The following is a 23,942-nucleotide window of genomic DNA, read 5'->3' as shown; positions in this document are numbered from 1 at the left end:
GTTGAATCCTTAAAAGAAATTCAAGACGACCCCACGAAGCGCCTCGCTCGTCACCATACCAAATTCACGACTATCGATCGAGTGCATGATCGCATCCCCAACGACGAAATACTCTCCTGGCTGCAAGATGCCTCCGACCGGCAATTCCCTCGCCGTTTCTTGCGTCAGTGTAAAGGTATAGGAAAAATCATAATAGGACCCTGATGCCCCCAATAGCAAACGATTGCCACTGCGCGCATAGGAATCCCCAGGAACCCCGATCACTCGTTTTACGATCAGCAGCCCTTCATGCTCAAAAGCGACGAGATCATAACGATGCGGCAACTGATTCTTTTGAATAACGACTAACTCGTTGTTTTGAATAATGGGGGCCATCGAATCACCGCTGACACGAGCCATTTTGTAGTTTGAAAAGAAATAGAACAGCAGCAGTAGCAGACAACCTATTCCCAACACACGAAGTGCCCATTGCTTTTGGAATCGACCCATGATACCTGTTGCTCCTCTACCATAATTTTACGTCGTACGTAGCCTTTGACTATTTATACCGTTGGCTCTACCGCTTTTAGCGAGAGGCAGACGCTGCTTGAAGCTCTTCACTAGGAACAGAGCCTTTACATTGACCAAGAAAATCGGCTAAAATCGCCTTGCCGAGACGTTCAATGGAATTTGGCTCAATCGGTCGTTCCAACCGATAGATGGGCTGTTCCAATTCCAGCAAAAAGAGCGGTTGATCAGTGACTACCACCTGGCGGGCGGTGAAAATCGACAGCTCACTCGTAGTCTCGACGACGACATCCACTCCTTGGGCAGCCAGCCAATCACTCAGACGTTGTTTGATCCAGCCTTTGATTTTCTCATTTCCACACAAATGATAGGTGATCATCAGCTGGTTGTTTTTTAACTGCTGGTTCTTTAGATAGGACTCGCCTATTGTCAGCAAATAGTGAGAAGCAGCGCTAGAAAGTGCCTTCGTCTTTCCAATACCAGACACTTCTGGCTTTCGACGATCCCGCAGCAAAGGAGGTGGCACATGGAAGAGCCGATCCAGTAACATGACTGCTAACGTCACTTGCACGAATACGCGATCTTCTCTCAATGTCTCTGCTTGCTTGGGAAACGTCTCTCGCAAGCTATCGATTGGATCAAAGGGCACCGTTTCTTCGACCCACGGATGTTTCAATAAAAACGAAAGTACCCCTTCATCTGCCATCATCAAAAACAATAGGACACACCGTTCTTGCTGCGACAAGGACCTGCAGACCTCCAAGCCTTCGATGACAAAAACCGTTTTTTCTAGAAACAACCGACAAAAGTCAGCCATTTCCCAATTTTCTTCCAAGCGTCCACCTTGTTGCGCCCGTAAAAGAAAGACCTTCGTCCACTGCAACGAAACCACTGGATCGATCGGCAAGGACGGACGATACCGCAGTGTCAACGTTTCAGCCAGCTGCTCAAAGATTTGGTAGGGCTGTTCCTCTTCTTCAAAATAAAAGGCTTTATAAAAATACCGTATGTTTCCTTCTGCCCCTTCTAGGCACCACTGCTTTTTATTCAAGGTCAGTTCATAAGCAGCGAACAAGGTCTGAAGCTGACGACATTGTTTCAAAAAGGTTTGATTGCCTAATCCGGTGATTGCAACAAGTTTTTCCGGTATCGCCGTTTCTTGCTGACACAAGAAATGCAGAAACAACAGATTCGGGTCATCCGCCAACAATGCTCGCTTTTTTTCCTGATACTCTGCCAATTCTTGGATCATCAATTCATAACCATTGCTGGCAGATGCGAGGATCGTCGAAGCCCCAAAGAGTTGGCGCAGTTCCTCAATGTCTGAAATAATCGTCCGCCGAGAAGCGCCGCAAGCATGTGCCAGCTGTTGCCCACTTAAAGGACCGCAACATTCCAACTGCCGCAAAATCGTCAATTGCCGCTTGCACGTCATTGAAAATAAACTGTTCATCAATAAAGACGGCTTGTTTCTCATCGTTTCACCTCCCCACACATTCGAAAGAAGAGAAGCTGCAGGCGACTTCCAGCAGCTTCTGCTTCCTTCTTATTCAAACTTTTATGACTCAGGTCTCGGAACAAAGCTTAATTCCCAATAAATCGTGCCGCGATAAGCAGTTGCTTGGGGGTTGGCACCAATCGGGACTTCCAGTTCCACACTGTTTTCCATTGTTTCACTTGAGCCATAATGTTGGATCCACGTCCCTCCACCATGATTCTCTTGAGCCGAAGCCAAGGTTTTACTTTGACCTGCAATAAGTTCAATGGCTTCTTGATAGTCTGGCGTCTCCGACTCATTCGAACCAGTGGTTACCATATGGATATTTGACAAATAAACGCTTGCCCCTCTTAGTCGTTGCCTTTCATCATGCGTACCCACAAAACCCTCTTCAGATAAGCGAGCACTCAGTGTCCAACCAGTAGTAGCGATCCTCCGATCCGATACTTGGATATAATTGGGACGGTCCCCTTCATGCACATCCTCATAAACTTCCCGCAACGCCTGCGGCTTTGCTGGATATCGAGTGGTACTTGAAAGAATTGGTACTTCTCCAAAATCGAATTGAGAAATAAAGTCGATGCTGACAAATCCCTGGTTTTCTGGCAAAACAGGAGGATTCACAGGATCGACCGTTTCATCCGGGCGAAAAGGATCCCGCGGGTCCACAATGTCGATTTTCTCTACAATCACCGAATCCTTTCCCCATCTCCCATTCAAAAACGCCTCGGCTGTCACTAGCTCTTCGTGACGAAAATGTTGGAAGTTTGGAAATTCGGATAAATCAAACTGAAAGTTTCCCTCTTCATCAGCTTGGACGTGAAAGAATTCTCTGCGTCCATCTGGATCTGTTACAGTACCAAGGGAAGGATCTGGTTCGGGCATAAATGCTTCCCGCTCAAAACGAATATAGCTATTGGGATTTGCTCTTCCAGAGATGATCCGAGAATTTAATAAGGTCGGATCTTCCGTTAATGGATTCAACTCTATTTCAACTTCAGAAACTTGCTCGAAAAGCAATCGTTGGCTATGAGTCGAAAAATGACTACGTACCCCTTGTTCCACTGTTGGATCCAAAGTTACGACACTGTTGATTGTTGGATTGATCCAAGTAAAGTTGGTACTCATATGAATCAAAGGCATCCACTCATGGGTAGGCTGCACCTCATCAAACTCGCCGTATTGCCATTGTTTGATTCCTTGAAATTCGATTTCCAGTTCATTGGTTCCATTTAAGTTGATCAAACTTCCGTTATTAAAAGAAAGCGGCGCCGTTCGTTCTAAATTGACCTTTCGGGCCTCATTGAACGTCAACTTCGAAAGATTTCCAAAAAAGATCAAATTTTGAGAATCATTGCGACTGTCCGAACGAATATCTAAAACAGCATCTTTACCAACAGTGATACTGTTTTGAGGTTCCCAGAAGCCAACAACATGTGCCGATAAGTTGGGTTGATTTTCCGCATCAATTTTTAACATGCTACGTTCCTTTAGATTGATATGGGTGTTGCCTCCTTGAAATGAAAGAATATTCCAATTCCATCCATTCGTGTGGCTTCGATTCTCTAAGGATTGGATATGCACTTTGCTGTCTTCCAAGAGATCGATGGTATGGTTTCCATGAAGTGTGGAAATCGCAGAGGCGTTGATCTGAGTGTCAAGTTTTAATTCTGCTCCCTTGCCAACAGTCAGATTCCCACCACCATTTCCAAAATAGACATTCACACCATCGGCTTCCCCTCTACTCCCCTCAAAGTTTGCTTTCATGGAAACTTTGGCATTCTCTCCAATAATCAGTTCTGGATGATTAAAACCATGATAAAATAAATTTCCTGAACTGATCGTCGACAATTCTACTTCTGCATTAGGACTGATCCAAAGTCGATGGACTTCAAAATTTGCTTGATTCCAAGCATTGATCTGCCAATTTTCATTAAAAGTCGAACGGTAGCTTCGTGCTTGATGTGAGGTAACCTTTCCTGAAAGCACTGCGGTTGTACCCGGGGAATGTAAAAGCTGATTCCCAATGTTTTCAACATTATGGTACCGCATGGTGGATATGGCTTGATTGTTAGCACCCAAAGTAGTAACGTTCATAGGTCCGTAAAAATTCCCATGATAAAGGGTAATATTTTGATACGAAATATCCCAAAGAGATTCTGGTACCATCGTACTATCCAAGAAGCCAACAGCAACCGCACGAAAATCAATTTGGTATTTTCCTTGTCCATCAATAATAAGAGTTCTTGAGATTTCCGGTTGGCTGATATAGACATAAGATTCTCCACTCGTAATATTAATTGTACTTCCTGATACGCCTGAAGCTATACCTTCAATCGGATTATCACTAGATTCAAAGCTGTCGATCAACTTTATATGATTCACCTCTGGGTCCATGACAGCTTCTAAAAATTCTAGCCAAGAGCCTACTTCTTGTTCTCTTCGCCTATCTTCCAAAAGATCAAGATTGCCTTCATCCACCTCGATGTCATCAAAAAATGAACCATCTGACGTGACAGGGTCCGCTGCTAAGTTAGTGCCACTCAGGTGGTCGTCCGTATCCATAGGGGATGTCTCCCCCTCTTCTCCGGATTTTCTTGCTTCCACGTTCAAGGTAAGCACTGCCTCTGCGACCGTTATTTCATAAGTACCTACGGATTCTATCGTCAGTGGTAGACTAAACGACGTCAACGGCACTTCGGAGTTCAGAAGCCATTGCTCGGGATCCTCGGTTTGGGTGATCACTATTTCTTCCATTAAAAATGTTTCTTCTATGATCGTGGCTGCAGGCAGCTGGATGTCGATGCTTGTTAGTGGGCGGTTTGTTAAAAACATGATCGGAAACACTTCTCCAACATAGGCTTGCTGGATTTCTTCCAGAAAAGAAACCACCAACTCCTCTTGATCCTCTAAAGATTCTTCAAAAGAAGATCCAGTGAACACCTCGCCTAACGTACCTTCTCTTCCTTGCCATGCATGTAGTGGTTCAAAAAAGAACACACGAATAGACGGAAAAAACAAGTAAACACTAAATAGTCCTACCATAAGTGATAGTACTATCTTTAGTGTTTTCTTTTTCATTTTACTGATCCCCACCTTCCTTTGCCTTTTTTTTCTTGTTAATGATTAAAACAACAACGATGATCAATAACAAAACAAGTGCGGCGATTCCGCCAATCAGCCACCAATTGGTTTCTGGTTCCAATGTCACGTCTTCCTCATTTAAACGTCGGGCATCAGCAGCCGCAATCGTGAAGGGTTCTTCCCAATGCCATTCCTCCCCTTGTGAACGGGCCGTCATAGTCAGGACATAGTCTCCCGGACGGAAACGCTCGCCATTTAGCGGGATCGGAAAATCCATCTGCGAATTTGGTGCCATCTGCATACTTGTGCGCTGTGTTTCATACAAGACGGTGTCGCTGCCGCTGGCACGAACCTCAGCATCAATTTCTAAGTGGTTGACGAAAGTCGGTGTGTAATTTTGAATCTTGGCACTGATCACGTTCCGATAATTGACTTGACTGGCAAAAACGTCCAGCAATTCAAGTCCTGGATCCGTTGACGAGCGGTTGTTGCTTACGACGACTCCTAAAATAAAGGCAAACTCATTACGAATCCCGATGCCTTCTGTTTCCGACTCTGCTGCCGTAGCATCGCGAACCTCTTCAACTCGGATCGATCCTGCCAGTACCCCATCAAATTCTTCCTCAGGCATTGTCAGAGGAAGTGTAAGGATCCGTTCTTCTTGGGCTTCTAAAGTGATGACCCCAGGTGTTTCAATCAATTCGGCAATCGAGGCAGGCAATGTCGGGTCAGGAGCTTCGGCATCACGACCGTATTCTACTACTCCGTTGACGTTGGTGAAGGCAGTATGAGCCGATACTTCGACATCGATGGTTTCTTCCGATGTATTTTGGATGCGTAGCTGCAATTCTTCTTGTTCCCCTGCGCCTAAATTCAGATCAAAATAACCGCTAGCACCGCCTTCGATCTGACTGTCAGGGAATATAGGGGTTACAAAAAAATTCAACTCTGATTCAATGTCATCATTTGCTCGTACTGGTGTCGGCCAAGCAATCAATGAGCATAGCACGATTATTGCAGTCAAAAGCCGCAGCCAGCGTTGGTTTGTTGGTTGTTCAATCACTGTTGTTTCTCCTTCCAAAAAAGGCAGGAATAACGGTCTACTCCTGCCAGTTGTTTCACATTATTGTTGCGTTGCTTTGAAGATTATTCTTCTGGATTTAAAACGTTGTCGTCTCCATCGCCGCCATTACCACCATTTTCACCATCTACACTAACTGTGGTAGATAGTATCCAAGTCAAGGCTGCTGTATAGGTGTCTTGTTGCGGCGTCGCAGCTGATGGAAGATGCAGCTGAATACGATCATTCAGAATCGTTCCGGTAAAATCATTACCCTCAAACTCATTCATCATTTTGTCTTGGTCTCCCCAGAAGACAGAGGAGCGTCCTTGTCCTTGATTGGCTCCTGCGGTCATGACTGGAATGCTCGATGCTAAATCCCCATCAGCATTTAAAATCACACGATCGTCATCAGTTACTGGTGCTTCCGGCGCTTCTTCAGCAGGCCCGGTACCATCATTGTGTTTGATTTGCGGATCAATGAAGTGAAGTTGGGCGCCATAAAGAACATCATTCGTCGTTTTACCGATAAACTCTGATAATGAAAGACTTAATGTCCAATCTGCCGCACTGTTTCCTCGTGTATCACTGACTTGTGCCAAGGAAACGTAAGGAACTGTGTCTGGAAGTCCGACCGCAAGAGGATGGTTTTCATCTACGTTTTGCATTTCAGCAATCAAAGAATATTCAGCTGCAGATGAAGTAATGGCTTGTTGACCAAAATCGAATTTTTCTGGCACGTAAACGATCGTTAATGGACCTTTTACTGGAAGCGGATCAATGATAACGGGTGGGTATTCAAGTGGGTTTTCAACGTCATCAATGTCTTCTTCCCCTTGGGTAAAGGTAACCTCATTTGGTGTCTCTACTTCAAAAAGTGGTGTCCTTGGTTCATCATTTGCTACTGCTTGTACACCGCCTGCGAAGATCGTAGAGGTCAGTGTTGCGACTGTTGCTAAGCGAATCCATTTCATTTTTATTCCTTCTTTCTTTTAGTTTGTTTCATCGGCTTGCGCCGTTGGAACTGTTTCTCCTGATTGCGAGGTAGTGGTCGTCAATTGCCACGTCAAAGTCGCCACATACAAGGCTGCATCTTTAGCAGTCGCTCCCGGGACGAACAATTGGATCGCCTCATTGCGAACCACCGGCGCCTGGGCTTGGACCTGCGCATTCAACTCATCTTGGTAGCCCCAAACGACGGATGAAGTGCCTGCCCCTTTGCCGGCATCAGCAGTCAGAACAGCTTGTGCTGAACCATTGGCATCCAAACGCAAGTCTGCTTCATGTGCGGCCGGTGCGTTTTCTTGATTGTGGCTATTGTAGTCAACTTCTCGTGAGGCAAAGATGATTTGTGCCCCTCGCAGTTCGTTGTGTTGCGTCCCTGATTCAAACGCACTTAGTGCTACAGTCAAACGCCAGCCAGCATTTGACCCACGGGTATCTTGTACTTGGGCGAAGGAAACATACGGTACTTGGTTTTCTTCCCCTTGGGTATCCGCTAATTGTTGCTTTTCTGCCACCATCGAATAGACGGCATCTCGGTTGGAGATTTCTTGGGTACCAAAATCCAAAGTCGGCGCATAAGCGATCGTCAATGGTCCTGTTTGTCCATCTGGTCCGATCGGCGGTATCTCCACATCGGGGCCATCGGGGCCTGGATCAGGCGGTAACACTTCCGTCGGGTCTCGATCATTGGGCACAAAACTGACTTGCCCATCGGTTTCAGCGACTCTTACTTCAGCGGCGGTCCCTTGGATTCCACCAGTCAAAAGGGTTGCGGCAAGTACGGTGCTCGTTGCAAATCGCAAAAATCTCATAAGATCATTCCCTTATTCTCTATTACTCAACTTTTCTTGTGTTCTTGAGGTTGTTCGTTCTTTTTGGTACCTGCGTGTCTTCTTCACTGTTGAATAGCCAGCGATCAATAGCAGCAATGATCCGAGTGCCGTGGCACTGGAACTTTTTCGGGTATTTGTCTGCGGCAAACGTCCCCCATCCCCGCCAGGTTGTGTCGGTCCGGTCGGTGGTGAAGGTTCTGGTTTGTCTGGTTCATAGACACCCGTGAACTGGACTGAGCCTTCTGTATCGACGGAACGCTCTTCTTGTGCCGAAACTAAAATCATCGAAGCACTGATCACTTGAAAAAAAGCAGCGAAGATCATCAGTTTGACCCAAAAATTCCCCCTCGCTCTTTTCATTCTCCCTCCCCCTTTTTGACATCATCAAGCCTAAAAACCACCCTTTTTTAGACACCTTTACTTAGACGGTAACCTTGAACAAAGTCGATTGGTCTTTGTTTCAGTTGGCTTCCAAAAACGCTGGGTTTTATCCTCGATATACTTCATTATAGCTATCTTTGTGATGCGGGAAAAATCAATAAATTCACTGGCTGATGAAATCTATGCCTAAATAAAAAAACAAACCCCCGTTTTAAATAAATTATTCAACATAGGATATGGCTAAAGTGAGAAATCCTTAACATCTACCAAAGTGCTTGTTACCATAGAAAAATCATATATCAATCTCCAAAGCACCTGCAGTTCTCCATTCTATAAAAGCCACAATAAAATAACGGTAAAAAAAGAGGGGGGGACTATTATTATTAAGAACGTTCCTCTCTTTTCATCTGATCCCCCAAGCTACGTTTGTCGGGTATTCTTTCTTTTATGTTGTTTTTCTTAGAATCACTAAACTGACAAGAACATGAAGCATGCCTGTCAGTGGTCATCTCCTGCTCGTTTGGTATTTCTCTACGGAAAACAGTTGGGTGGTTCCTCGACGATTGGCGGATCATCAGCTATGGTTCTTCTTTTGGAGCGCCACCTTTCCCATTCATTTTCACTTGTCCAGCCCTTTCCCGGTACTCTTTTGTTGCCAATACAGATGCAGCCAAACCAACGCATACTCCAATAGCTATTGCAGCGCTAAAAACTTTGGCGTCTCTGTCCATTGCTTTATCTTCTCTATCTATTATCCTTCGGTACTCCCTTGAAATGCCGCTTGGCTAAATCAGCCATTCCTCCATGAAGCATTTTATTGACTCTCTCGTATGTAGTTCTTCGGCCATCCATTTTTTGATTACTATTTACAGAACGAATCGATTCTTCCAGCCTCCCCCTTAAGAATTTTTCATTTCCTTGAAAAAAGCTCTCCACGGGACATTTGAAAACAGGCCTATTTGTTAGCACAAAAAAACAGCAAACGATCCCTTCTTGGTTTCACCAAAAGAAGCAAACGTTTGCTGCAGATTTGTTTATGTTAAGTAAGAGCCCACGAAAGGCTCGTCTCGGTCGTACTATTTTATGTATACTTTTTCTTACAAACAAGCGCTTTCTTCCTACTGTAAAAACGCTTCTTTGCTGATCATTGCTGTTTAATTCTTGATCATTCTCCTAAAGATTGCTTCTCTTTCCTTGTTCTGCCACGCTGTACCCAAAAATACATAACCAGCAGAAAGAAATAGCCAAGCAAAAGAATGGTTTGCCCCAATTGAAACCAGCTGCGAAGGATCACAGATATGCTGGGAAAGAAATCATACATGCCGTATTGTGCCACCGATATGCCTACCGACAAGTAGGCAAAAATAATAAAAAGTTTCATTCCGTTCATGTCCTACCTTCAAGCGCTTTTTGCTTTTTTTCACGTCTTACACAGTAATTATTTTATGAAGAGAAAAAAACATTCGTCTTTGTCGTTGACTTTAGCGGTCAATCTGTTGTTTCTTAAAAACAACTCTTACTCAAGCAAGGAAGACCAACCAATTGCCTTCCCCACTGCGTTGTTTGAGTAGTCCATCTGCCCTCTGTCATTCTCAAGGGTACGTTCCACCTGAAAATCATCCTTTTAGCCCCACTACTACTCTCCATTTATTTCTCCAAAAAACTATCTATGAAACTTCCCCAATAGTCTACTGAGCATCATCGTTTCCCATTTATCTCAATTTTTTTCCTAACTCTCAGGTCTACTCGACGTATTAGACATAAAACTTCAGGACTCCGCTAAGTGTTCACTCAAATAAATCAAGCCCATTTTGGGTTTTTGCGTTAACTTTGCCCCCGTGATCTCACGGTAAAAATACTTATGGTCATTTTCTATCATTTCAATGACTTCTTCCTCACTCATCCCAAGGTCATCTAGCAATCCCTCTTTGCGATTGTTGCTGATTTCCATCAATATTTGCAATTGTGCATCAATCGCCAATAAGTGGCCCCACTGAACAAACAGGTTTTCTTCCTTGCTATGAAAAATCGTTAAAAACTCTTTTGCTAACCGATGATAAAAGGCATTTATTTTTGGAAAAAAGCGTAACACCCCTTGTTTTTCTAGCTCTGTTTGAAAATGCGCCAAATATTCTTCTGCTCCCGCTATCTTTTCTGCCAGCATATTAGCCTCCTCGTAATCTATCTGCATGTTCGTTTCCAGTTTACACTTTCTGGTAACCGTAGATGTTCTTCAACCAATCAATGTCTTCTATTTTCTTTCTCTCTCATTCGTGGATACCCTCAAGTACACTGCATTTCTAGGTATTGATGGCACATTCACTCATTTGCTAGTTACATTTACTGTTTATTTTCTCCCTTTTGATCCAACCAACAGTTCACAGGTTTCCTCTTGAGAAAAAACAAATACTCCTAAGCATCGGACTATGGTCTCACTATAGCGTCAAATATCCTTAAAAAAAAATAGCAATTTTCACCTGTCGGTGAAAAAACCTACATTGTATCAATTCGTTTCAACCGTTTACATCCACCAGAATAATAAAAAATCGAATATTTAGTCAAATAAAATAAAATTAAACATAAAAATTGAAGTTTTTTAACCAATTGTTTATAATGTGTTTAATTCTTTTTTAAATTCAACGGGGGCAACTATGAAAAATTTTCAGCTAAAATTTATCAAAAATCGTTCTTTAATCCGACGATTGCAATTATTAAATGAATTTGAGAAGAATCCATCTGCAACATTGGGCGATTTATCAGAAGTAACAAAAAGCAGTACCCGTACGATCATTGCGGATATTGCCATGATTCGCGAACATTTTAATGATGCGATCGAAATCTATTCCTCTAAGTTTGGGTATTTATTTGAAGAACTTGATCCCGAGGGGTATATCAAACAAAAACAAAATTTAGTTAAAGACGAGCCATTTTTTATGATTTTGGAGAGTATTTTTTTTGATGAATTACAATCTGCTCTGGATTGGAGCTTGACCCTTAATCTTTCTGAACAAGCATTGCTCAGTTACTTAAAAAAAATGAACGAATTATTAAAGCCCTTCAAACTTCGTCTATCAACAAACCCTGTCACATTGATAGGTTCCGAAATCGATATTCGCCGCTTTTTTTGTCTGTTTTATTATGAGTCAGATATCAATGTCAATACGATCTTCCCATCGCTGGATGTCCAAGATGCTGTCATTGAGATCACCAATCTTTTGCATTCAAAAAAGCAACCGGCTTCTACTTTTTCTTACTTTTCCTATATTCTCTACATTACACTGGAACGCAGCAAGAAAGGGTTACAAGTCGAACTTTCACCTGAACTAAAGGACATCTTTTATGCTTATCATTCATTGATTGCTCCAGATACGTTAAGAGAGATCCTTTATTCCTATTTTCATTACCATCTGCCAGAGGACGAAATCATTTATTTGTTACTTTGTCTCATCTGTCGCCGAAAAATCAATCATCCTTCGATCGAAGAATTTTGCCGAAAGTATAATCGCTGGCCTGAGATCCAACAAGTGACAAAAGATTTCTATGCCCTAAATCAAGGCAATTCCTATGATGAACAAAAAGATTTACACTGGTTAGAATCATTTTTTACGATTGTGAAAATACGCGATATGCTCTCGCCCATCATGAATGTCAATATTGACGATCTTACGCAATTCGTCAAAGAGAAGTTTTCCTACGAATATAAGAGAAACTATGCATTTTTGGCAAAACACAAGCTAGTCAAAAAGCTGTATTCATCCTCCTATCTTGACGATTTCTGTGCCAGCTTAACGATTCATATGGAAGCGATCAAAGAAGAAAATTGGGGATCACAACGGACGATCGCTGTGATTTTTGAAGGAAACGAATATGTTTGTGAATATGCCGAAAGTATCGTGCGAAAATATTTGGGTCGCTTCCATACATTGTATTATCCTAATGCCAGTGAACTCTCTCCAACCTATTTAAAAGAAAAGCAAATTGATCTATTAGTCACCAATTATTCGGAGTATACGACAGAATACTTACTGGAAGTAGAATGCGTTCTTCTAAAATCGTTTCCAGATGCGACAGATTGGAATCGATTACTTAATCAAATCAATCCACGAATCTTGCGTCTGGTTGTGTTGGACAATGCGTAGGTCAACTTGCTAGACACTATCTTGTGGAATCATTACGGTCACAAAGCATTTCGAAGTGTTATTTTATAAAAACCATTCTTACCCAACGAGTGGTTGACACTCTGATTTATCTCAGCGATCACAGTGTTCATTTCTCGCTGAGATAAATCAAGCCATGGGGCGCTTTCTGGTTTGTGCCGATCCCTGCCATTTGTCGGTAATAGACATTTTTGTCCTTTTTGATCATTTCGACGATCTCTTCTTCTGCTAATTCGATTTCTTTAAAAAAGTCGTGTCGGAAAAAATCTAAAAACATTTGCAGTTGGGCATCGATTTCTAGCAAATCCGCCATTTGTTGTAGCACATTATCGTACTCGGTATAGCAAATTTCTTTGAATCGTGTTTGCAACTCTGTACATACTTGTTTGATTAAGGGAAATTCCTGCAAGTAACAAAGTTCGCTGTAATTTTTTAAATAGGCTTCTGGTGTCATATGTCCTTTTTTCATCATGATTGCATCATTCCTATCTTTCATCTGAGAATTATTTTGCACCTGGACCATTGTTAAAGTTTAAAGTCGATCAATGACATGAGTCTGCGCCAATCGGTTGAGTTCGGGATTTTATTGAACAATAAATACACGCCAGAACAAGAAAAATTCGACATATGCTCATTATAATTTGTGACGACGATATCAAATTGGTTCGCCTCAAAATAGCCGGGATTGATATCTAATACATTCGGAAAAAAGAGTTTCTGATAACTGCCTAGATACTTACGAGCAGTGACCTGAATTCGTTGCGAGATAAATTGATTCCCTTCTAACAGGAACGCAATTTTTTTAGGCTTCCCCCAGTACAATTCTTTCACACAGTCCATGTGAATGGTAAACACTGCGCTGATATCTACGATCATGTCTAAAGACAGACACTTCAGTTGTTTGAATTGTTTTTGTAAGAACGCTGTGTTTTGTGCCATTTCCTCTGGAAAATGTTTTTTTACAAATGAGATCAAATCGGGAATCACTTTGTTCAAGACCGGTGAAAGTTTATTTTTTAGTAAGATCGTCGCAAAAAAAGACTGGATCAAAACCGTACTATATTCCAGCGCATACGGCGGTACGCCTGCCTCCTTTAGATAACGTTGGGTTAGTTGCAGGATCTGCGAGTCTTTGCCTAACTTGTTGCAAAAGTCCCTTTCCATATCAATATCAAACACCGTCCGTTTTCCCATCGATAACGCATAAAAGTAGATGATTTCTTTTTCGGCGATCGTCGTTTGCAAATGGTTCGATAGCATCGTCTTTAATTTTTTCAGCTCAAGATAATACTCTTTACGAAACTGCTTGACGATGGCTGGATCGATCGTGACGTAATGGCCATGAGAGGTTCGCTCTAAAATGATATAAAGCATGTAACTGATTTCCTCAAAGGCAAGATTAGAGAAATTGCTATCGAATTCTTCTTTTTTCAAGTTTAAACCGATCTCATGAATGATCAACGGCGGAAATACGGTATGCGGCGTACTATCGGATTCATAATAAAAGTTCAGAAAAAAATGGCGAATATTGACTTCCTCACCAATAAGATCAACGGTGGTTTTGTTTAATGTCAGTTGGTACTGTGCTAAAATTGGGTCGATCTTTCGAAAATACCGCATCAACGTGGCAGGGGAAATAAACAAAATGTCTGACCACTCATTGATGGTCAATATTTCCCCTAAAAAAATGCTCTCAAAGATGCGAAACAACGGCTCGTTACTGATCAAATTCCGTTTTTTTTCTAAGTAGCTTTCTGTATCGATGACTTGTAGCTGATAGCCACTATTTGACGTTTCCATTTCGATAGCATCTTCGAAATACTCTTTAATGTTTTGTAAATCTTCAATGATGGTTCGGCTAGAGCTTTTGATCACTTTTGACAACCCACGGATCGGTGTATGAGAAGCGTGCTCCATATGTTCTAGCAAATGTAGCCACCTTAGCGTCGTTTTACTAATGACAAAAGATGATTGGAATTGTCTCATAGATTCGCCTTCCTCTACTCGAAATAACTTTTTAATTCAGCCACGATTCGCTCACTGGCTTGTCCATCTCCATAGGGATTTTTGGCTTGCGCCATCTGTTTGTATGCTGCCTCATCAGACAATAAATGAACGATTTCTGAATACACATGCTCCTCATGGGTACCAATAAGTTTCAAAGTCCCTGCTGCCACCCCTTCTGGGCGTTCCGTCGTTTCACGTACGATCAAGACAGGAATCCCCAAGGAGGGTGCTTCTTCTTGAATCCCTCCTGAATCGGTCAAAACAAGGTAGCTGCCTGCCAGTAACTGATAGAATGCAGGGGCATCCAATGGTTCGATCAGCTCAATATTTTGCTGCCCTTCTAAATAGCGCTTGGCTAGTGTACGGACACGAGGGTTTTTATGCATCGGAAAGACCATCGTCAGTGCGGGATAAGCAATAGCGATGCGTTTTAGTGCACGAAACACTTGTTCCATGGGTTGCCCAATATTTTCTCGCCGGTGCATCGTAACTAAAAGGATTTTTTTCTCACTGATTGGTTTTCGGTCTTTTTTTTGTGCCAAGGTGTGGTACAAAGCATCAATAGACGTATTGCCAGTAACGACGATGCGGTCTTGTGGATGATTTTCTTTTAGCAGATTTGCCTGGCTTTGATCTGTAGGGGCAAAGAGAAAATCTGCTAGTTGATCAATCAACCGGCGATTCATTTCTTCTGGAAACGGATCATTCTTGTTACCTGTTCGTAGCCCAGCCTCCACATGACCAATCAAGATCTGCTGATAAAAAGCGGCCAGCGCAGCTGCCACTGCCGTCGTCGTATCGCCATGGACCAACACTACGTCTGGTTCTTCTGATTGAAAAATACCTTCGAGTCCTTCTAAAATACGACTGGTGATACTAGACAAGGTTTGATTTTCTCGCATGATAGCCAAGTCGTAATCAGGGGTCAGCTCAAACGCCGCTAATGTTTGCTCAAGCATTTCTCGATGCTGCCCTGTCACGACGATCTTTGATAGAAAGCGTGGATCATTTGCTAGTTTTTTTATGACCGGTGCCATCTTGATGGCTTCTGGTCGTGTACCAAAAATAGATAATACCTTTATTTTTTGCATCGTACTTCTCCTTTTTTTCAGCAATTTGAGCATTAATCAAGTTGCTTTTTGTAAATCTTCTGCCAGCGCTTCATATACGACGTTAAGGCATACTGTTGCTCAATCGTTGCTCTGGCTTGTTGGCTGCTTTTGATTCGTTCTTCCTCGTTAGCTAACAGACCGCTCAACGTCTCGATCATTGCTTGAATATCACCGGCAGCTACTAGGTAGCCGTTTTCACCCGATTGGATCAACTCTGGGATTCCCCCAACCTTCGTCGTTACATTGGGGATACCTGCCGCCATGGTTTCTAAGATCGCCATCGGCAAGCCTTCGTGATAAGAAGGGAGAAAATGGATGGCTGCCTTACGAAAAACAGCTGGTAACGCATCGGTTGCTACCCACTCATTTAAGAACACATTGGTGAGAGCCTCTTCTTGGAGCTGTTGGGCAACCTGTTGATTTTCTTGATCGCCAAATAACATAAAGCGAATCTCGGGAAAGGAAACAGCCATTGCTTTTGCAACTGCCAACAGATCAAAGCTGCCTTTTCTTTGCCCGATCCTGCCAAGAGTGATGATCCATTTTGCGGTGGGGTCATAAAAGGATTCCTCCGGCACCGCTACGGCATTTGGCAAGACCTCGATTGAGGTATCGGTAATCGTTTGGTAAAATGCTGACCAGCTACTACTTAGCACTACGAGCTGATCCACCCGAGCTAAGGTAAAACGGACCCACCACTTTGCCCACGAAGGACTGTTTTGATAAAACTGGTCAAATTGCGAAGCATGCATATGAAAAATCGTCTTGCAATGTTTTGGTGCTAGCAACAACAGCAAACTCTTGCGATAGAAACTGCCCTTTTGCGCAACGTGGAAATGAAGGATCTGGCACCTTTCTTTTTTGATGTGCCGACGAAACGTAAGAAACGCTTTGATCTGCGTCCAATATTTTCCTTTTTCCGACCAAGTCTTATGGACGACGAAACGCACGTCCTCTGGCGCTTTTGCTTTTTGGAAATTATGAATGACCGTTGCGATCCCCCCTTTTGCTGCTGGATCTGGACCGATAAGTAAGATATTCATGCTTTGTTGATTTTCCTTTCTTGTACAAATCTAGTTACCTGCTTTAGTTCCTTGCGATAAAGAACAACGACGAAGAGCATCAGCAGCAAAACGAGGCTCTTTTCCAGCCAAAGAGTCCGATTGAATGCCGTAAACAGCGCAAAGCAATACAGCATGATCGAAAGGCTGATTTGGCGTTTGACTGAGAACCCCTGCCAATAGGTCATCGAAAAATATGTACGGGCAAAAAAGAAGACCAAGTACCCTAATGCCGTAGCACAAGCCGCTCCTGTGGCGCCAATTGTCGGTACGAGTAGGAGATGACCAAGGGATGCAGCTAAGACCGCCAGCAAAGAGGCAGCAATATTCAAATGACTTTTCTTATAAAAAACGATCCCGAGATTGGTCGTTTCACTGATCGTCATCATCAAGGGGTAAAAACATAACAAGGGAAACAAGTACTGGGCCTCTAAGTAGTCTTGCGACAATAAGATGACGATCGTTTCTTTGAAAAAGACCATCAGTAAAAAGAAAATCGACAAGACGAACATGATAAAGTGACTGACTCGTTCGTAATAAATCAATGGTTTGCCTTTTTTGAACCATTCATAGGAGGTCGGAATCCAAAAATTGGCAAAACTAACTTGTAGAATCATCAAGGCACTTGCCACTTTGAATGCAGCCGTGTAGATGCCCAAAGCGGCAAAATCAGCAAAATAGCGCAGCATCATTTTGTCGATAATCATTAACAGGCTATAGAGGAACGTTCCCACCACCGTCGGCAAGCCAAAACGACTCAGCTTTTTGATCAGGTTGCGATCGATTTGGCGAACGAGCGGCATAAAAAGCGCCAGGTTTGCCAGAATCAACAGACAATCACCGATAATCTGACCGAAGAGCATGCCATAGACCACCGTAATAAACGTCGGCGGACCAAAAAAGAGAAACAGCAACGTGATGAACAAGACCATGAATTTCACCAAAATACTGTAAACGGAGAACTGGATCGCTTTGTTTTGCATTCGAACCGTTAACAAAAGAAACCGTTCAAAAATCAGCAGTCCCGACGAAAGAGCAAATAAATAAATCGCACGGGTGTACTGTGGAGATTCAAATAAAAGCTGCGAAAAAACTGCCGCAAAAACCACTAGGATCAGCTGAAAGAAAAATGAACAGAGCAACGGGACGAGCATCGCTTGTTGCAATAACTCGCGTTTGTTTTCGTGGTCATGGTATTCCCTCGTAAAGGCTTGGTCGAAGCCGAGATAGATCACGTATATCAAAAAGGTCTGTGCAAGGAAAAACATACTGGTCTTCCCATATTCTTCGGGTGTCAAAAAGCTGGTCGTTACGGGCAAAAGCACCAAGTTTAAGACCGCCGAACCTAACGAACCGAGGGAGAAAAAGCCCAGCCTCAAAAGTAATTTTTTCAATCAGTTGTTCACTCTTTCTCTGTTAAAATAATGCCTCCACAAATCAATCCTAAAAAGGTGGAAGACAATGCCGAATACAAAACATGCCCGGCAAAAAAACTATAAAAAAGCACCACGATCAAGGCAAAACTATAAACCGATCGTTTTCGTGGCTGAAAGGCCAAATAGACAAAATAGGCGAGCATTAGCAGCAATAACGCTATTCCCAGTAGGCCTTGCCCGAAAAGGGTGTCGAAGAAGTCCATTTCAATTAAGCCAAGACGACCAAAGTGTGCCAAACGGTATTCAAAGCCTTGGCCAAAGATCATGGTAAAGTGTCGGGCCTCATCATTTAAGAAGGCGTTCATCCCACCAATCAAAAAATCACTTCTTGAACTAGAAAATAGCCGGATCAAGTCCCCGTCGAAAAGATGATAAAAATACACCATGCGAAGATAGGTTCCTTCGACGGCTTGGATCAGCAATGGTAGTCCTTGAATAAGCAGCCAAGCAATCGTAATAAAACTCATAAACCAGATAAACAATTGTTGCAGAAATGCTTTACGTTCAATGCCTAGCACCAATCGGATTAAAAGATAGAACAACACACCGACACCATAAAACACGCCGGTTTTCGTACCGACCAAGACCAAACAGACGAAATTTCCAGCGAATAAACTAGCCAAAAACAGTGAAAACTTATGGGTCTGTTCTTTGATCGAAACAATTAGTGCCTGGACTGTAAAGGTGATTGAAACAATAAAGGCAAAGCTCGTATCATTATTGGCAAAGAAATAGCCTTTATACCCAGCATCAGAATTGTCATAAGTTTGGTAGCCTAGCCCTAAAAAATAAGGAATCAGTAGCCCCAAGGTGAAGCAGACACTGATAACAATAAATAAGCTGTCGTAGTGCAGTTTGGAGAAGTCGTTTTTTCGTTGATAGACATAATAAGGAATCAGTACCCATAAGAGGTATTTGATATACACCGATAGATCCTCGATCACCCACTGCCAGCTGTACCCTAGAAAAAGTGCTTGTAACAGAAAAATCGTAAGCGTCACAGCGATAAACCCATACGTTAAATATGTATAGTAGCTATGGGGAATCTTTTCTGTCACGATCATAATCACTAAGAACAAAAAGAACAGCAAACGGTAGAACACGCCAATGGGAAAAGGAATGCCCAGACTTAGAAATAAGCCGTTTAAGACGTCGATTATCGGAAAAATGGCCACAATCCCCAGGAAGAAGCGGTGATGGCTTTGCTGTTTTGATTTCATGCGTTTCTTCTTTTTTCTCCCCACACATACTGTAAAAAGCGTAAATTTCCTATGATATAGCGATCAAACATCCTGACTGGCTCTTGCGCAAAGCGATAAAACCATTCCAAACCTGCCCGCTGCATCCACAAAGGCGCTCGTTTGGTTTTGCCTGCGACGATATCAAAGCTGCCGCCAACGCCCATCGCAAATGGCACTTGCAACACTTCGCTGAATGTATCGAGCCAAATCTCTTTTTGCGGACTAGAAAAAGCGACAAACAGCAAGTCTGGTTGCGTCCGTGCAATCTCTTTTGCCACGTCCAATGATTCGACTTCGGAAAAATAGCCATGGTGAAAACCCGCTATGTTCAGGTCGGGATAGAGCTGTTGGTCATGTTTGACGACGGCTTCTACGACTTCGGCAGTTGCTCCTAAATAATAAGGACGCCAGCCTTTTTCTGCTGCCAATTTGACCAGCTCGCGAAAAAGATCGATGCCTGTTACCCTTTCTGGTACCGGGCACCCTAAATATTTCGCTGCCCAGACAATCGACTGCCCATCAGCCGTGATCAAAGCTGCCCGATTGACGATCGATCGCAACGAGGGATCTTTTCGCATCAAGTTTATTTTTCCCGCGTTAATTGAAACATGCTGTGCGGGCATCCCCTGTTCGATCATTGCCTCGATCTTAGTAATGGTTTCCTGAAAGTTTAAGGAATCGAGATTGCTGCCTAAAAGTGATACACGTACTTGTTGCTCCATTAGAATGCTCCTTTGGGTAAGAAAACAACGCCAATCGTTTTCATAATTATTTTCAAGTCCAATAACCAGCTCAGGTTATTGATGTAATAGAGATCCAATGCGACCATCTCTTGAAAACTCAATTCGTTTCGTCCACTGACTTGCCACAACCCTGTGCACCCGGGTGTGACACACAATCGTTGCTTGTCTTTTTCTGAATAACTGACGACTTCTCTTTCTAAAGGAGGACGAGGGCCGATCAGTGCCATCTCCCCTTTCAAGACATTGATCAATTGGGGCAGTTCATCAAGACTCGTTTTTCTTAAAAAACGGCCTAAGCGCGTCACTCGCGGATCTTTCTTCAGCTTGAACATGGCCCCTTCAATTTCGTTTTTATCAAGGTATCGCCCTAATAATTGATCGGCATCAGGCACCATCGTTCGAAATTTGTACATCACAAACGTGGCCTCATTTTTGCCAACACGAACTTGCTTAAAAATAATCGGTGCCTGCCAGTTAGAAAATTTGATCCCTATACAAATCAGCAGTAACAGCGGGCTAAGGACGACTAATAAGCCCAAGCTAAAGATAGTTTCTATCGTGCGTTTCCAACGTAAATAGCTAGTCGCTTGAACCCTTGACTGCTTGTCTAAAGCGGGTCTTTCCACAAAGTTCCCCTCCTTAATAATAGTAATTTTCACCCGTGTCCGTGCCATTCGCCACGACACCTAAGATGTTTGCGTTAACTAGGCGTAGCTTTTTGACGGCATTTTTTGCGGATTGTTTGTTCGTTTTATCCGCATGAACGACTAAAAGTACACCGTCGACTTTCTTGGCTAGGATCAAGGCATCCGAAACGACATTGACTGGTGGCGTATCAATAATGACCACATCGTATAGTTGTTTGACCTCTTGCAAGGCTGCGGTCATTTTCGAAGAAGCGAGCAGATCATTAGGGTTTGACATAATGGCTCCACTAGTGATGATTGAAAATTCGCAATCTTCTAAAATCACTTGTTGGACACAGCTTTCGATCGAGATGTCCCGTCGGATATAGTTGGACAAGCCCACGTGCATTTCTTGTGAAAACAAATAATGTTGGGTGGGTTTACGCAGATCCGCATCGATCAATAAGGTTCGGTTCCCTTTTTGGGCATAGGCGACCGCCAAATTTGCCGAGACCGTGGATTTTCCCGTACCGCTTTCTCCTGAAGTAATCAAAATCGTTTGAGCATCTTGTTGTTGGCATAAATAGTCGACATTTTCGCGAATCAACTTGACTTGTTCGCTGATGATGGAATAATTTCCCTTCATGCTACGCATCACACACGCTTCCTTCCTCTAAAGCTTCTCGACTGGATGGTTTTAAACGAAGCAACTCGTTTTTCTTTGCTTATCTCTCCGATGACCTTTACCCCTAAGACCTCTTCGATTTCCGTATTCGAAGCAAAACTGCGCTCAAAAACCAACAGGAGGAACACATACGTAAAAGCGAAAAGAAGACTTAAAAAAGTGGTCAAACTGTACAACAAAAACTTGTTTGGACGAGCAGGCGTTTCTTGTGGCAAAACGGTTCCTTCTGCTAAGATCGTGACATTATCAATGTTCATGATTTTAGGGATCTCTTCACTAAAAACGCTGGCGGTCGTATTGGCGATTTCGGCTGCGATCTTCGGACTTTGATGGTAAGCGTTGATTTCGATGATCTGCGAGTTGGTGGCATTGGTAACACTCAAAATCTCCGACAATTCAGCCACATCGTAGCTTTCCTCTAGCGCCTCACTGACTTCATTTAAGATGCGAGGACTCATGATGATGGTGCTATAGGTACTGACGAGTTGAAGGTCTGCCTGAATCGTCTGGTTTTCCAGACGATTGCCAGCTATCGTTTCTGACTGACTAATCAGCAACTGTGCACTTTTTTGATAAATGGGTTCAGCAAACAGGGTTAGATAAAGCAACATCGCTAGTAAGGGAATACTAATGATCATGAGGATCCAGCCTATTCGTTGCTGAAGGACTTGCTTCAATTTTTTCATATTTATTTCTTTATTCATTGGTTTTCCCTTTCAATAACAGAAATAGCAATCAAACCATTTACTGGGCGCTTGGTAATGACCCAAGAGAATAGGCAGCCTCGAACCTCGTTTTACCTGTCACAATATTTTTCGTGTCAAAAACGATTTTTTGTTTCATCGCTTGAATGGCTGCCGGCGCTATGTCTTTAAAGGCATCATGGTCACAGAGGATCAATGCCAGATCACTGTCTGTTAGTGCTACTTCAATTTGTGCAACATCAGAAGTGGCGACATAAGGATCATAGGTAGTGACTTGCAGAGCTTTCTTTTGTTTCAATCTTTTGGCGATCTCAACAGCCGGACTTTCTCTGGCATCGTCAATGTTGCCCTTATACGCCAACCCTAGGACCGCGATTTTGTTTCCACCATGAATCGCTAAGATCTCTTCGACTTTTTTTATAATGAATTCAGGCATCTCTGTATTGATCATCCGCCCCAATTGAATTAACTTCGCGTCATCAGGTGCTGCCGCGACAACAAAATACGGATCGACTGCTAAGCAATGACCGCCGACACCAGGTCCCGGTTGATGGATATTGACCCGTGGATGCTGATTGGCTAACTCAATCACTTGGAGTGCATCAATGTTTAGGCGATCCCCAATTTGGACCAATTCATTGGCTAGTGCAATGTTCAAGTCGCGATAGGTGTTTTCCATCAATTTCGATAGCTCAGCGATACTTGCAGAAGTCTCCAGCACGTTTCCTTTGACGAAGGTCTGATAAATTCGTTTGCCTTGTTGGGTGCAAGCGCTCGTCATGCCACCAATGATTCGATTGTTCATCACCAGCTCTTCAAAGATTTTCCCTGGCAAAACTCGCTCTGGGCAATGCAACAAATAGAGATCTTCTCCAATGGTATAACCTGCTTTTTCAAAAAAGGGTCCAACGATGTCTTCCATCGTGCGGGGTTGAATGGTCGATTCAACAATGACTGTGTTGCCTTTTTCAAGATAGGGTAAGATAGCAGCCATCGCCGCTTTCACGTAGGACAAGTCGCAACTACCAAATTGATCGGCGATATTTGGCGTTGGTACGGCAATAATAAAGACATCCGCTTTTTCTGGTACCAACTGTGCCTTGAATGTCTTTTTCGCTAAAGCTTGTGCTAGATAGCGATCAATGTCGGGTTCTTCGATTGGTGCCTGACCTGCTTGAAGTGATTGAACGACTGTTTCTGACACATCAACCCCAACGACTTCAATCCCATGGTTTGCAAAAGTAAGTGCTGTGGGTAGCCCGATATACCCCAATCCAATAACGTTTACCTTCATTCGCTCTTAACATCCCATTCTGCTAATTGTTCTTCACCGGGTTTATAAATCAGTTTTTTCGCCACTTGTCCTTCTTCTAAAGCAAAGGAAACTTGTCCAGTGATGGTTTCACCTACAGCGATCTCATTGCCAAACATCGCCATGGTATGATCAAGTTCAAGAAATTCTCCCTCTTCAGTTTCTAAAAGAAAATCAATCGAACCTAATCCAGCGGCAACTGATCCCATATTTTCTGCTGTGATGGTAAATGTATGTAATACTTGTTCCCCATCTTCTGTTTTCTTTTGATTGATTTCTTGTTTGTCGATGATGATCTTTAATCCACCAATGATCGATTGCGGCTCGGCATTGCTTTGATCCGTGATTTGTTCGATTGGTTCGCTGCCTTGGGTAGTATCCGTCTTTGCTTGGTCATCCGTCGAGCAAGCCGCTAAAAAACTCCCCATGAGGGCAAGGCTAAAGAGGCTAACGATTTTTTTCTTCATGTTCATTTGCTTTCTCTCTTTCT

The 23,942-nt window shown here is 43.0% G+C and carries 22 protein-coding genes; 1 reads left to right on the top strand and 21 read right to left on the bottom strand.

Annotated features, from left to right (window positions below):
• Positions 1-9 precede the first annotated feature (9 nt).
• From lepB to A5882_RS07690, 9 genes are all read right to left on the bottom strand, one after another.
• Positions 10-489, bottom strand: coding sequence for a signal peptidase I (gene lepB, locus A5882_RS07740; protein WP_086299120.1), 480 nt, complete (start codon positions 487-489; stop codon positions 10-12).
• A gap of 76 nt (positions 490-565) precedes the next feature.
• Positions 566-1,984: an HTH domain-containing protein gene (locus A5882_RS07735; protein ID WP_086372628.1), complete on the bottom strand. Its 1,419-nt coding sequence runs from the start codon at positions 1,982-1,984 to the stop codon at positions 566-568.
• A gap of 81 nt (positions 1,985-2,065) precedes the next feature.
• Positions 2,066-5,086 carry a WxL domain-containing protein gene (locus A5882_RS07730; protein WP_086372627.1) on the bottom strand — a complete coding sequence of 1,007 codons (3,021 nt, stop codon included), beginning with the start codon at positions 5,084-5,086 and terminating at the stop codon, positions 2,066-2,068.
• A 1-nt stretch (position 5,087) separates the two neighbouring features.
• Entirely contained in the window at positions 5,088-6,152 is a 1,065-nt protein-coding gene (locus tag A5882_RS07725; RefSeq protein ID WP_086372626.1) for a DUF916 and DUF3324 domain-containing protein, read from the bottom strand.
• Positions 6,153-6,235: 83 nt separating this feature from the next.
• Positions 6,236-7,123 carry a WxL domain-containing protein gene (locus tag A5882_RS07720; RefSeq protein ID WP_016619479.1) on the bottom strand — a complete coding sequence of 296 codons (888 nt, stop codon included), beginning with the start codon at positions 7,121-7,123 and terminating at the stop codon, positions 6,236-6,238.
• 18 nt (positions 7,124-7,141) lie between these two features.
• Positions 7,142-7,966: a WxL domain-containing protein gene (locus A5882_RS07715; RefSeq protein WP_086372625.1), complete on the bottom strand. Its 825-nt coding sequence runs from the start codon at positions 7,964-7,966 to the stop codon at positions 7,142-7,144.
• 12 nt (positions 7,967-7,978) lie between these two features.
• Positions 7,979-8,347 carry an LPXTG cell wall anchor domain-containing protein gene (locus A5882_RS07710; RefSeq protein WP_086372624.1) on the bottom strand — a complete coding sequence of 123 codons (369 nt, stop codon included), beginning with the start codon at positions 8,345-8,347 and terminating at the stop codon, positions 7,979-7,981.
• Between the two features lie 1,186 nt (positions 8,348-9,533).
• A complete protein-coding gene (locus tag A5882_RS07700) occupies positions 9,534-9,758 on the bottom strand; it encodes a hypothetical protein (RefSeq protein ID WP_016611282.1) in 225 nt (74 codons plus the stop codon).
• 378 nt (positions 9,759-10,136) lie between these two features.
• Positions 10,137-10,532, bottom strand: coding sequence for a hypothetical protein (locus tag A5882_RS07690; protein ID WP_008377999.1), 396 nt, complete (start codon positions 10,530-10,532; stop codon positions 10,137-10,139).
• A gap of 487 nt (positions 10,533-11,019) precedes the next feature.
• On the opposite strand from A5882_RS07690, the gene A5882_RS07685 reads away from it, so the two are divergent.
• Positions 11,020-12,507 (top strand): helix-turn-helix domain-containing protein, encoded by a 1,488-nt coding sequence (locus A5882_RS07685; RefSeq protein ID WP_008377998.1) that lies wholly within the window; start codon positions 11,020-11,022, stop codon positions 12,505-12,507.
• Between the two features lie 127 nt (positions 12,508-12,634).
• Here A5882_RS07685 and A5882_RS07680 read toward each other — a convergent pair whose 3' ends face one another.
• From A5882_RS07680 to A5882_RS07625, 12 genes are read right to left on the bottom strand one after another with little or no spacing between them, the layout of a single operon-like run.
• Positions 12,635-12,997: a hypothetical protein gene (locus A5882_RS07680; RefSeq protein ID WP_008377996.1), complete on the bottom strand. Its 363-nt coding sequence runs from the start codon at positions 12,995-12,997 to the stop codon at positions 12,635-12,637.
• Positions 12,998-13,050: 53 nt separating this feature from the next.
• Complete coding sequence (locus A5882_RS07675; RefSeq protein WP_008377994.1) at positions 13,051-14,511, bottom strand: helix-turn-helix domain-containing protein; 1,461 nt, start codon at positions 14,509-14,511, stop codon at positions 13,051-13,053.
• 14 nt (positions 14,512-14,525) lie between these two features.
• Positions 14,526-15,623 (bottom strand): non-hydrolyzing UDP-N-acetylglucosamine 2-epimerase, encoded by a 1,098-nt coding sequence (gene wecB, locus A5882_RS07670; protein WP_061053768.1) that lies wholly within the window; start codon positions 15,621-15,623, stop codon positions 14,526-14,528.
• A gap of 32 nt (positions 15,624-15,655) precedes the next feature.
• On the bottom strand, positions 15,656-16,687 hold the full coding sequence (locus A5882_RS07665) for a glycosyltransferase family 4 protein (RefSeq protein ID WP_016619486.1): 1,032 nt from the start codon (positions 16,685-16,687) through the stop codon (positions 15,656-15,658).
• Positions 16,684-18,099 (bottom strand): lipopolysaccharide biosynthesis protein, encoded by a 1,416-nt coding sequence (locus A5882_RS07660; protein WP_086372623.1) that lies wholly within the window; start codon positions 18,097-18,099, stop codon positions 16,684-16,686. The genes A5882_RS07665 and A5882_RS07660 overlap by 4 nt, the downstream gene beginning before the upstream one ends.
• Before the next feature lie 8 nt (positions 18,100-18,107).
• Positions 18,108-19,361: an O-antigen ligase family protein gene (locus A5882_RS07655; RefSeq protein ID WP_008377986.1), complete on the bottom strand. Its 1,254-nt coding sequence runs from the start codon at positions 19,359-19,361 to the stop codon at positions 18,108-18,110.
• Positions 19,358-20,104 (bottom strand): WecB/TagA/CpsF family glycosyltransferase, encoded by a 747-nt coding sequence (locus tag A5882_RS07650; RefSeq protein WP_008377984.1) that lies wholly within the window; start codon positions 20,102-20,104, stop codon positions 19,358-19,360. The genes A5882_RS07655 and A5882_RS07650 overlap by 4 nt, the downstream gene beginning before the upstream one ends.
• Entirely contained in the window at positions 20,104-20,751 is a 648-nt protein-coding gene (locus A5882_RS07645) for a sugar transferase (RefSeq protein ID WP_086372622.1), read from the bottom strand. Before A5882_RS07645 ends, A5882_RS07650 begins: the two co-directional genes overlap by 1 nt.
• 13 nt (positions 20,752-20,764) lie before the next feature.
• Complete coding sequence (locus A5882_RS07640; protein WP_086372621.1) at positions 20,765-21,406, bottom strand: CpsD/CapB family tyrosine-protein kinase; 642 nt, start codon at positions 21,404-21,406, stop codon at positions 20,765-20,767.
• On the bottom strand, positions 21,406-22,140 hold the full coding sequence (locus A5882_RS07635) for a YveK family protein (protein WP_016611294.1): 735 nt from the start codon (positions 22,138-22,140) through the stop codon (positions 21,406-21,408). Before A5882_RS07635 ends, A5882_RS07640 begins: the two co-directional genes overlap by 1 nt.
• Positions 22,141-22,180: 40 nt before the next feature.
• Positions 22,181-23,434 carry a nucleotide sugar dehydrogenase gene (locus A5882_RS07630; RefSeq protein WP_086372620.1) on the bottom strand — a complete coding sequence of 418 codons (1,254 nt, stop codon included), beginning with the start codon at positions 23,432-23,434 and terminating at the stop codon, positions 22,181-22,183.
• Positions 23,431-23,925: a hypothetical protein gene (locus A5882_RS07625; RefSeq protein WP_008377972.1), complete on the bottom strand. Its 495-nt coding sequence runs from the start codon at positions 23,923-23,925 to the stop codon at positions 23,431-23,433. Before A5882_RS07625 ends, A5882_RS07630 begins: the two co-directional genes overlap by 4 nt.
• Between the last annotated feature and the right edge of the window lie 17 nt (positions 23,926-23,942).

Origin of the sequence: Enterococcus sp. 4E1_DIV0656 (assembly GCF_002140695.1) — a bacterium.
Taxonomy (GTDB): Bacteria; Bacillota; Bacilli; order Lactobacillales; family Enterococcaceae; genus Enterococcus_D; species Enterococcus_D entomosocium.
The sequence above is the reverse complement of the archived record's forward strand: the minus strand, read 5'-3'. Positions and strand labels throughout refer to the sequence as shown.

Coding starts and splice junctions, on each gene's coding strand:
- A5882_RS07685 (WP_008377998.1), top strand. CDS start 11,020: ATGAAAAATTTTCAGCTAAAATTTATCAAAAATCGTTCTTTAATCCGA.
- A5882_RS07630 (WP_086372620.1), bottom strand. CDS start 23,434: ATGAAGGTAAACGTTATTGGATTGGGGTATATCGGGCTACCCACAGCA.
- lepB (WP_086299120.1), bottom strand. CDS start 489: ATGGGTCGATTCCAAAAGCAATGGGCACTTCGTGTGTTGGGAATAGGT.
- A5882_RS07730 (WP_086372627.1), bottom strand. CDS start 5,086: ATGAAAAAGAAAACACTAAAGATAGTACTATCACTTATGGTAGGACTA.
- A5882_RS07625 (WP_008377972.1), bottom strand. CDS start 23,925: ATGAACATGAAGAAAAAAATCGTTAGCCTCTTTAGCCTTGCCCTCATG.
- A5882_RS07700 (WP_016611282.1), bottom strand. CDS start 9,758: ATGAACGGAATGAAACTTTTTATTATTTTTGCCTACTTGTCGGTAGGC.
- A5882_RS07690 (WP_008377999.1), bottom strand. CDS start 10,532: ATGCTGGCAGAAAAGATAGCGGGAGCAGAAGAATATTTGGCGCATTTT.
- A5882_RS07650 (WP_008377984.1), bottom strand. CDS start 20,104: ATGGAGCAACAAGTACGTGTATCACTTTTAGGCAGCAATCTCGATTCC.
- wecB (WP_061053768.1), bottom strand. CDS start 15,623: ATGCAAAAAATAAAGGTATTATCTATTTTTGGTACACGACCAGAAGCC.
- A5882_RS07735 (WP_086372628.1), bottom strand. CDS start 1,984: ATGAGAAACAAGCCGTCTTTATTGATGAACAGTTTATTTTCAATGACG.
- A5882_RS07665 (WP_016619486.1), bottom strand. CDS start 16,687: ATGAATATCTTACTTATCGGTCCAGATCCAGCAGCAAAAGGGGGGATC.
- A5882_RS07655 (WP_008377986.1), bottom strand. CDS start 19,361: ATGAAATCAAAACAGCAAAGCCATCACCGCTTCTTCCTGGGGATTGTG.
- A5882_RS07715 (WP_086372625.1), bottom strand. CDS start 7,966: ATGAGATTTTTGCGATTTGCAACGAGCACCGTACTTGCCGCAACCCTT.
- A5882_RS07635 (WP_016611294.1), bottom strand. CDS start 22,140: ATGAATAAAGAAATAAATATGAAAAAATTGAAGCAAGTCCTTCAGCAA.
- A5882_RS07680 (WP_008377996.1), bottom strand. CDS start 12,997: ATGATGAAAAAAGGACATATGACACCAGAAGCCTATTTAAAAAATTAC.
- A5882_RS07640 (WP_086372621.1), bottom strand. CDS start 21,406: ATGCGTAGCATGAAGGGAAATTATTCCATCATCAGCGAACAAGTCAAG.
- A5882_RS07720 (WP_016619479.1), bottom strand. CDS start 7,123: ATGAAATGGATTCGCTTAGCAACAGTCGCAACACTGACCTCTACGATC.
- A5882_RS07710 (WP_086372624.1), bottom strand. CDS start 8,347: ATGAAAAGAGCGAGGGGGAATTTTTGGGTCAAACTGATGATCTTCGCT.
- A5882_RS07675 (WP_008377994.1), bottom strand. CDS start 14,511: ATGAGACAATTCCAATCATCTTTTGTCATTAGTAAAACGACGCTAAGG.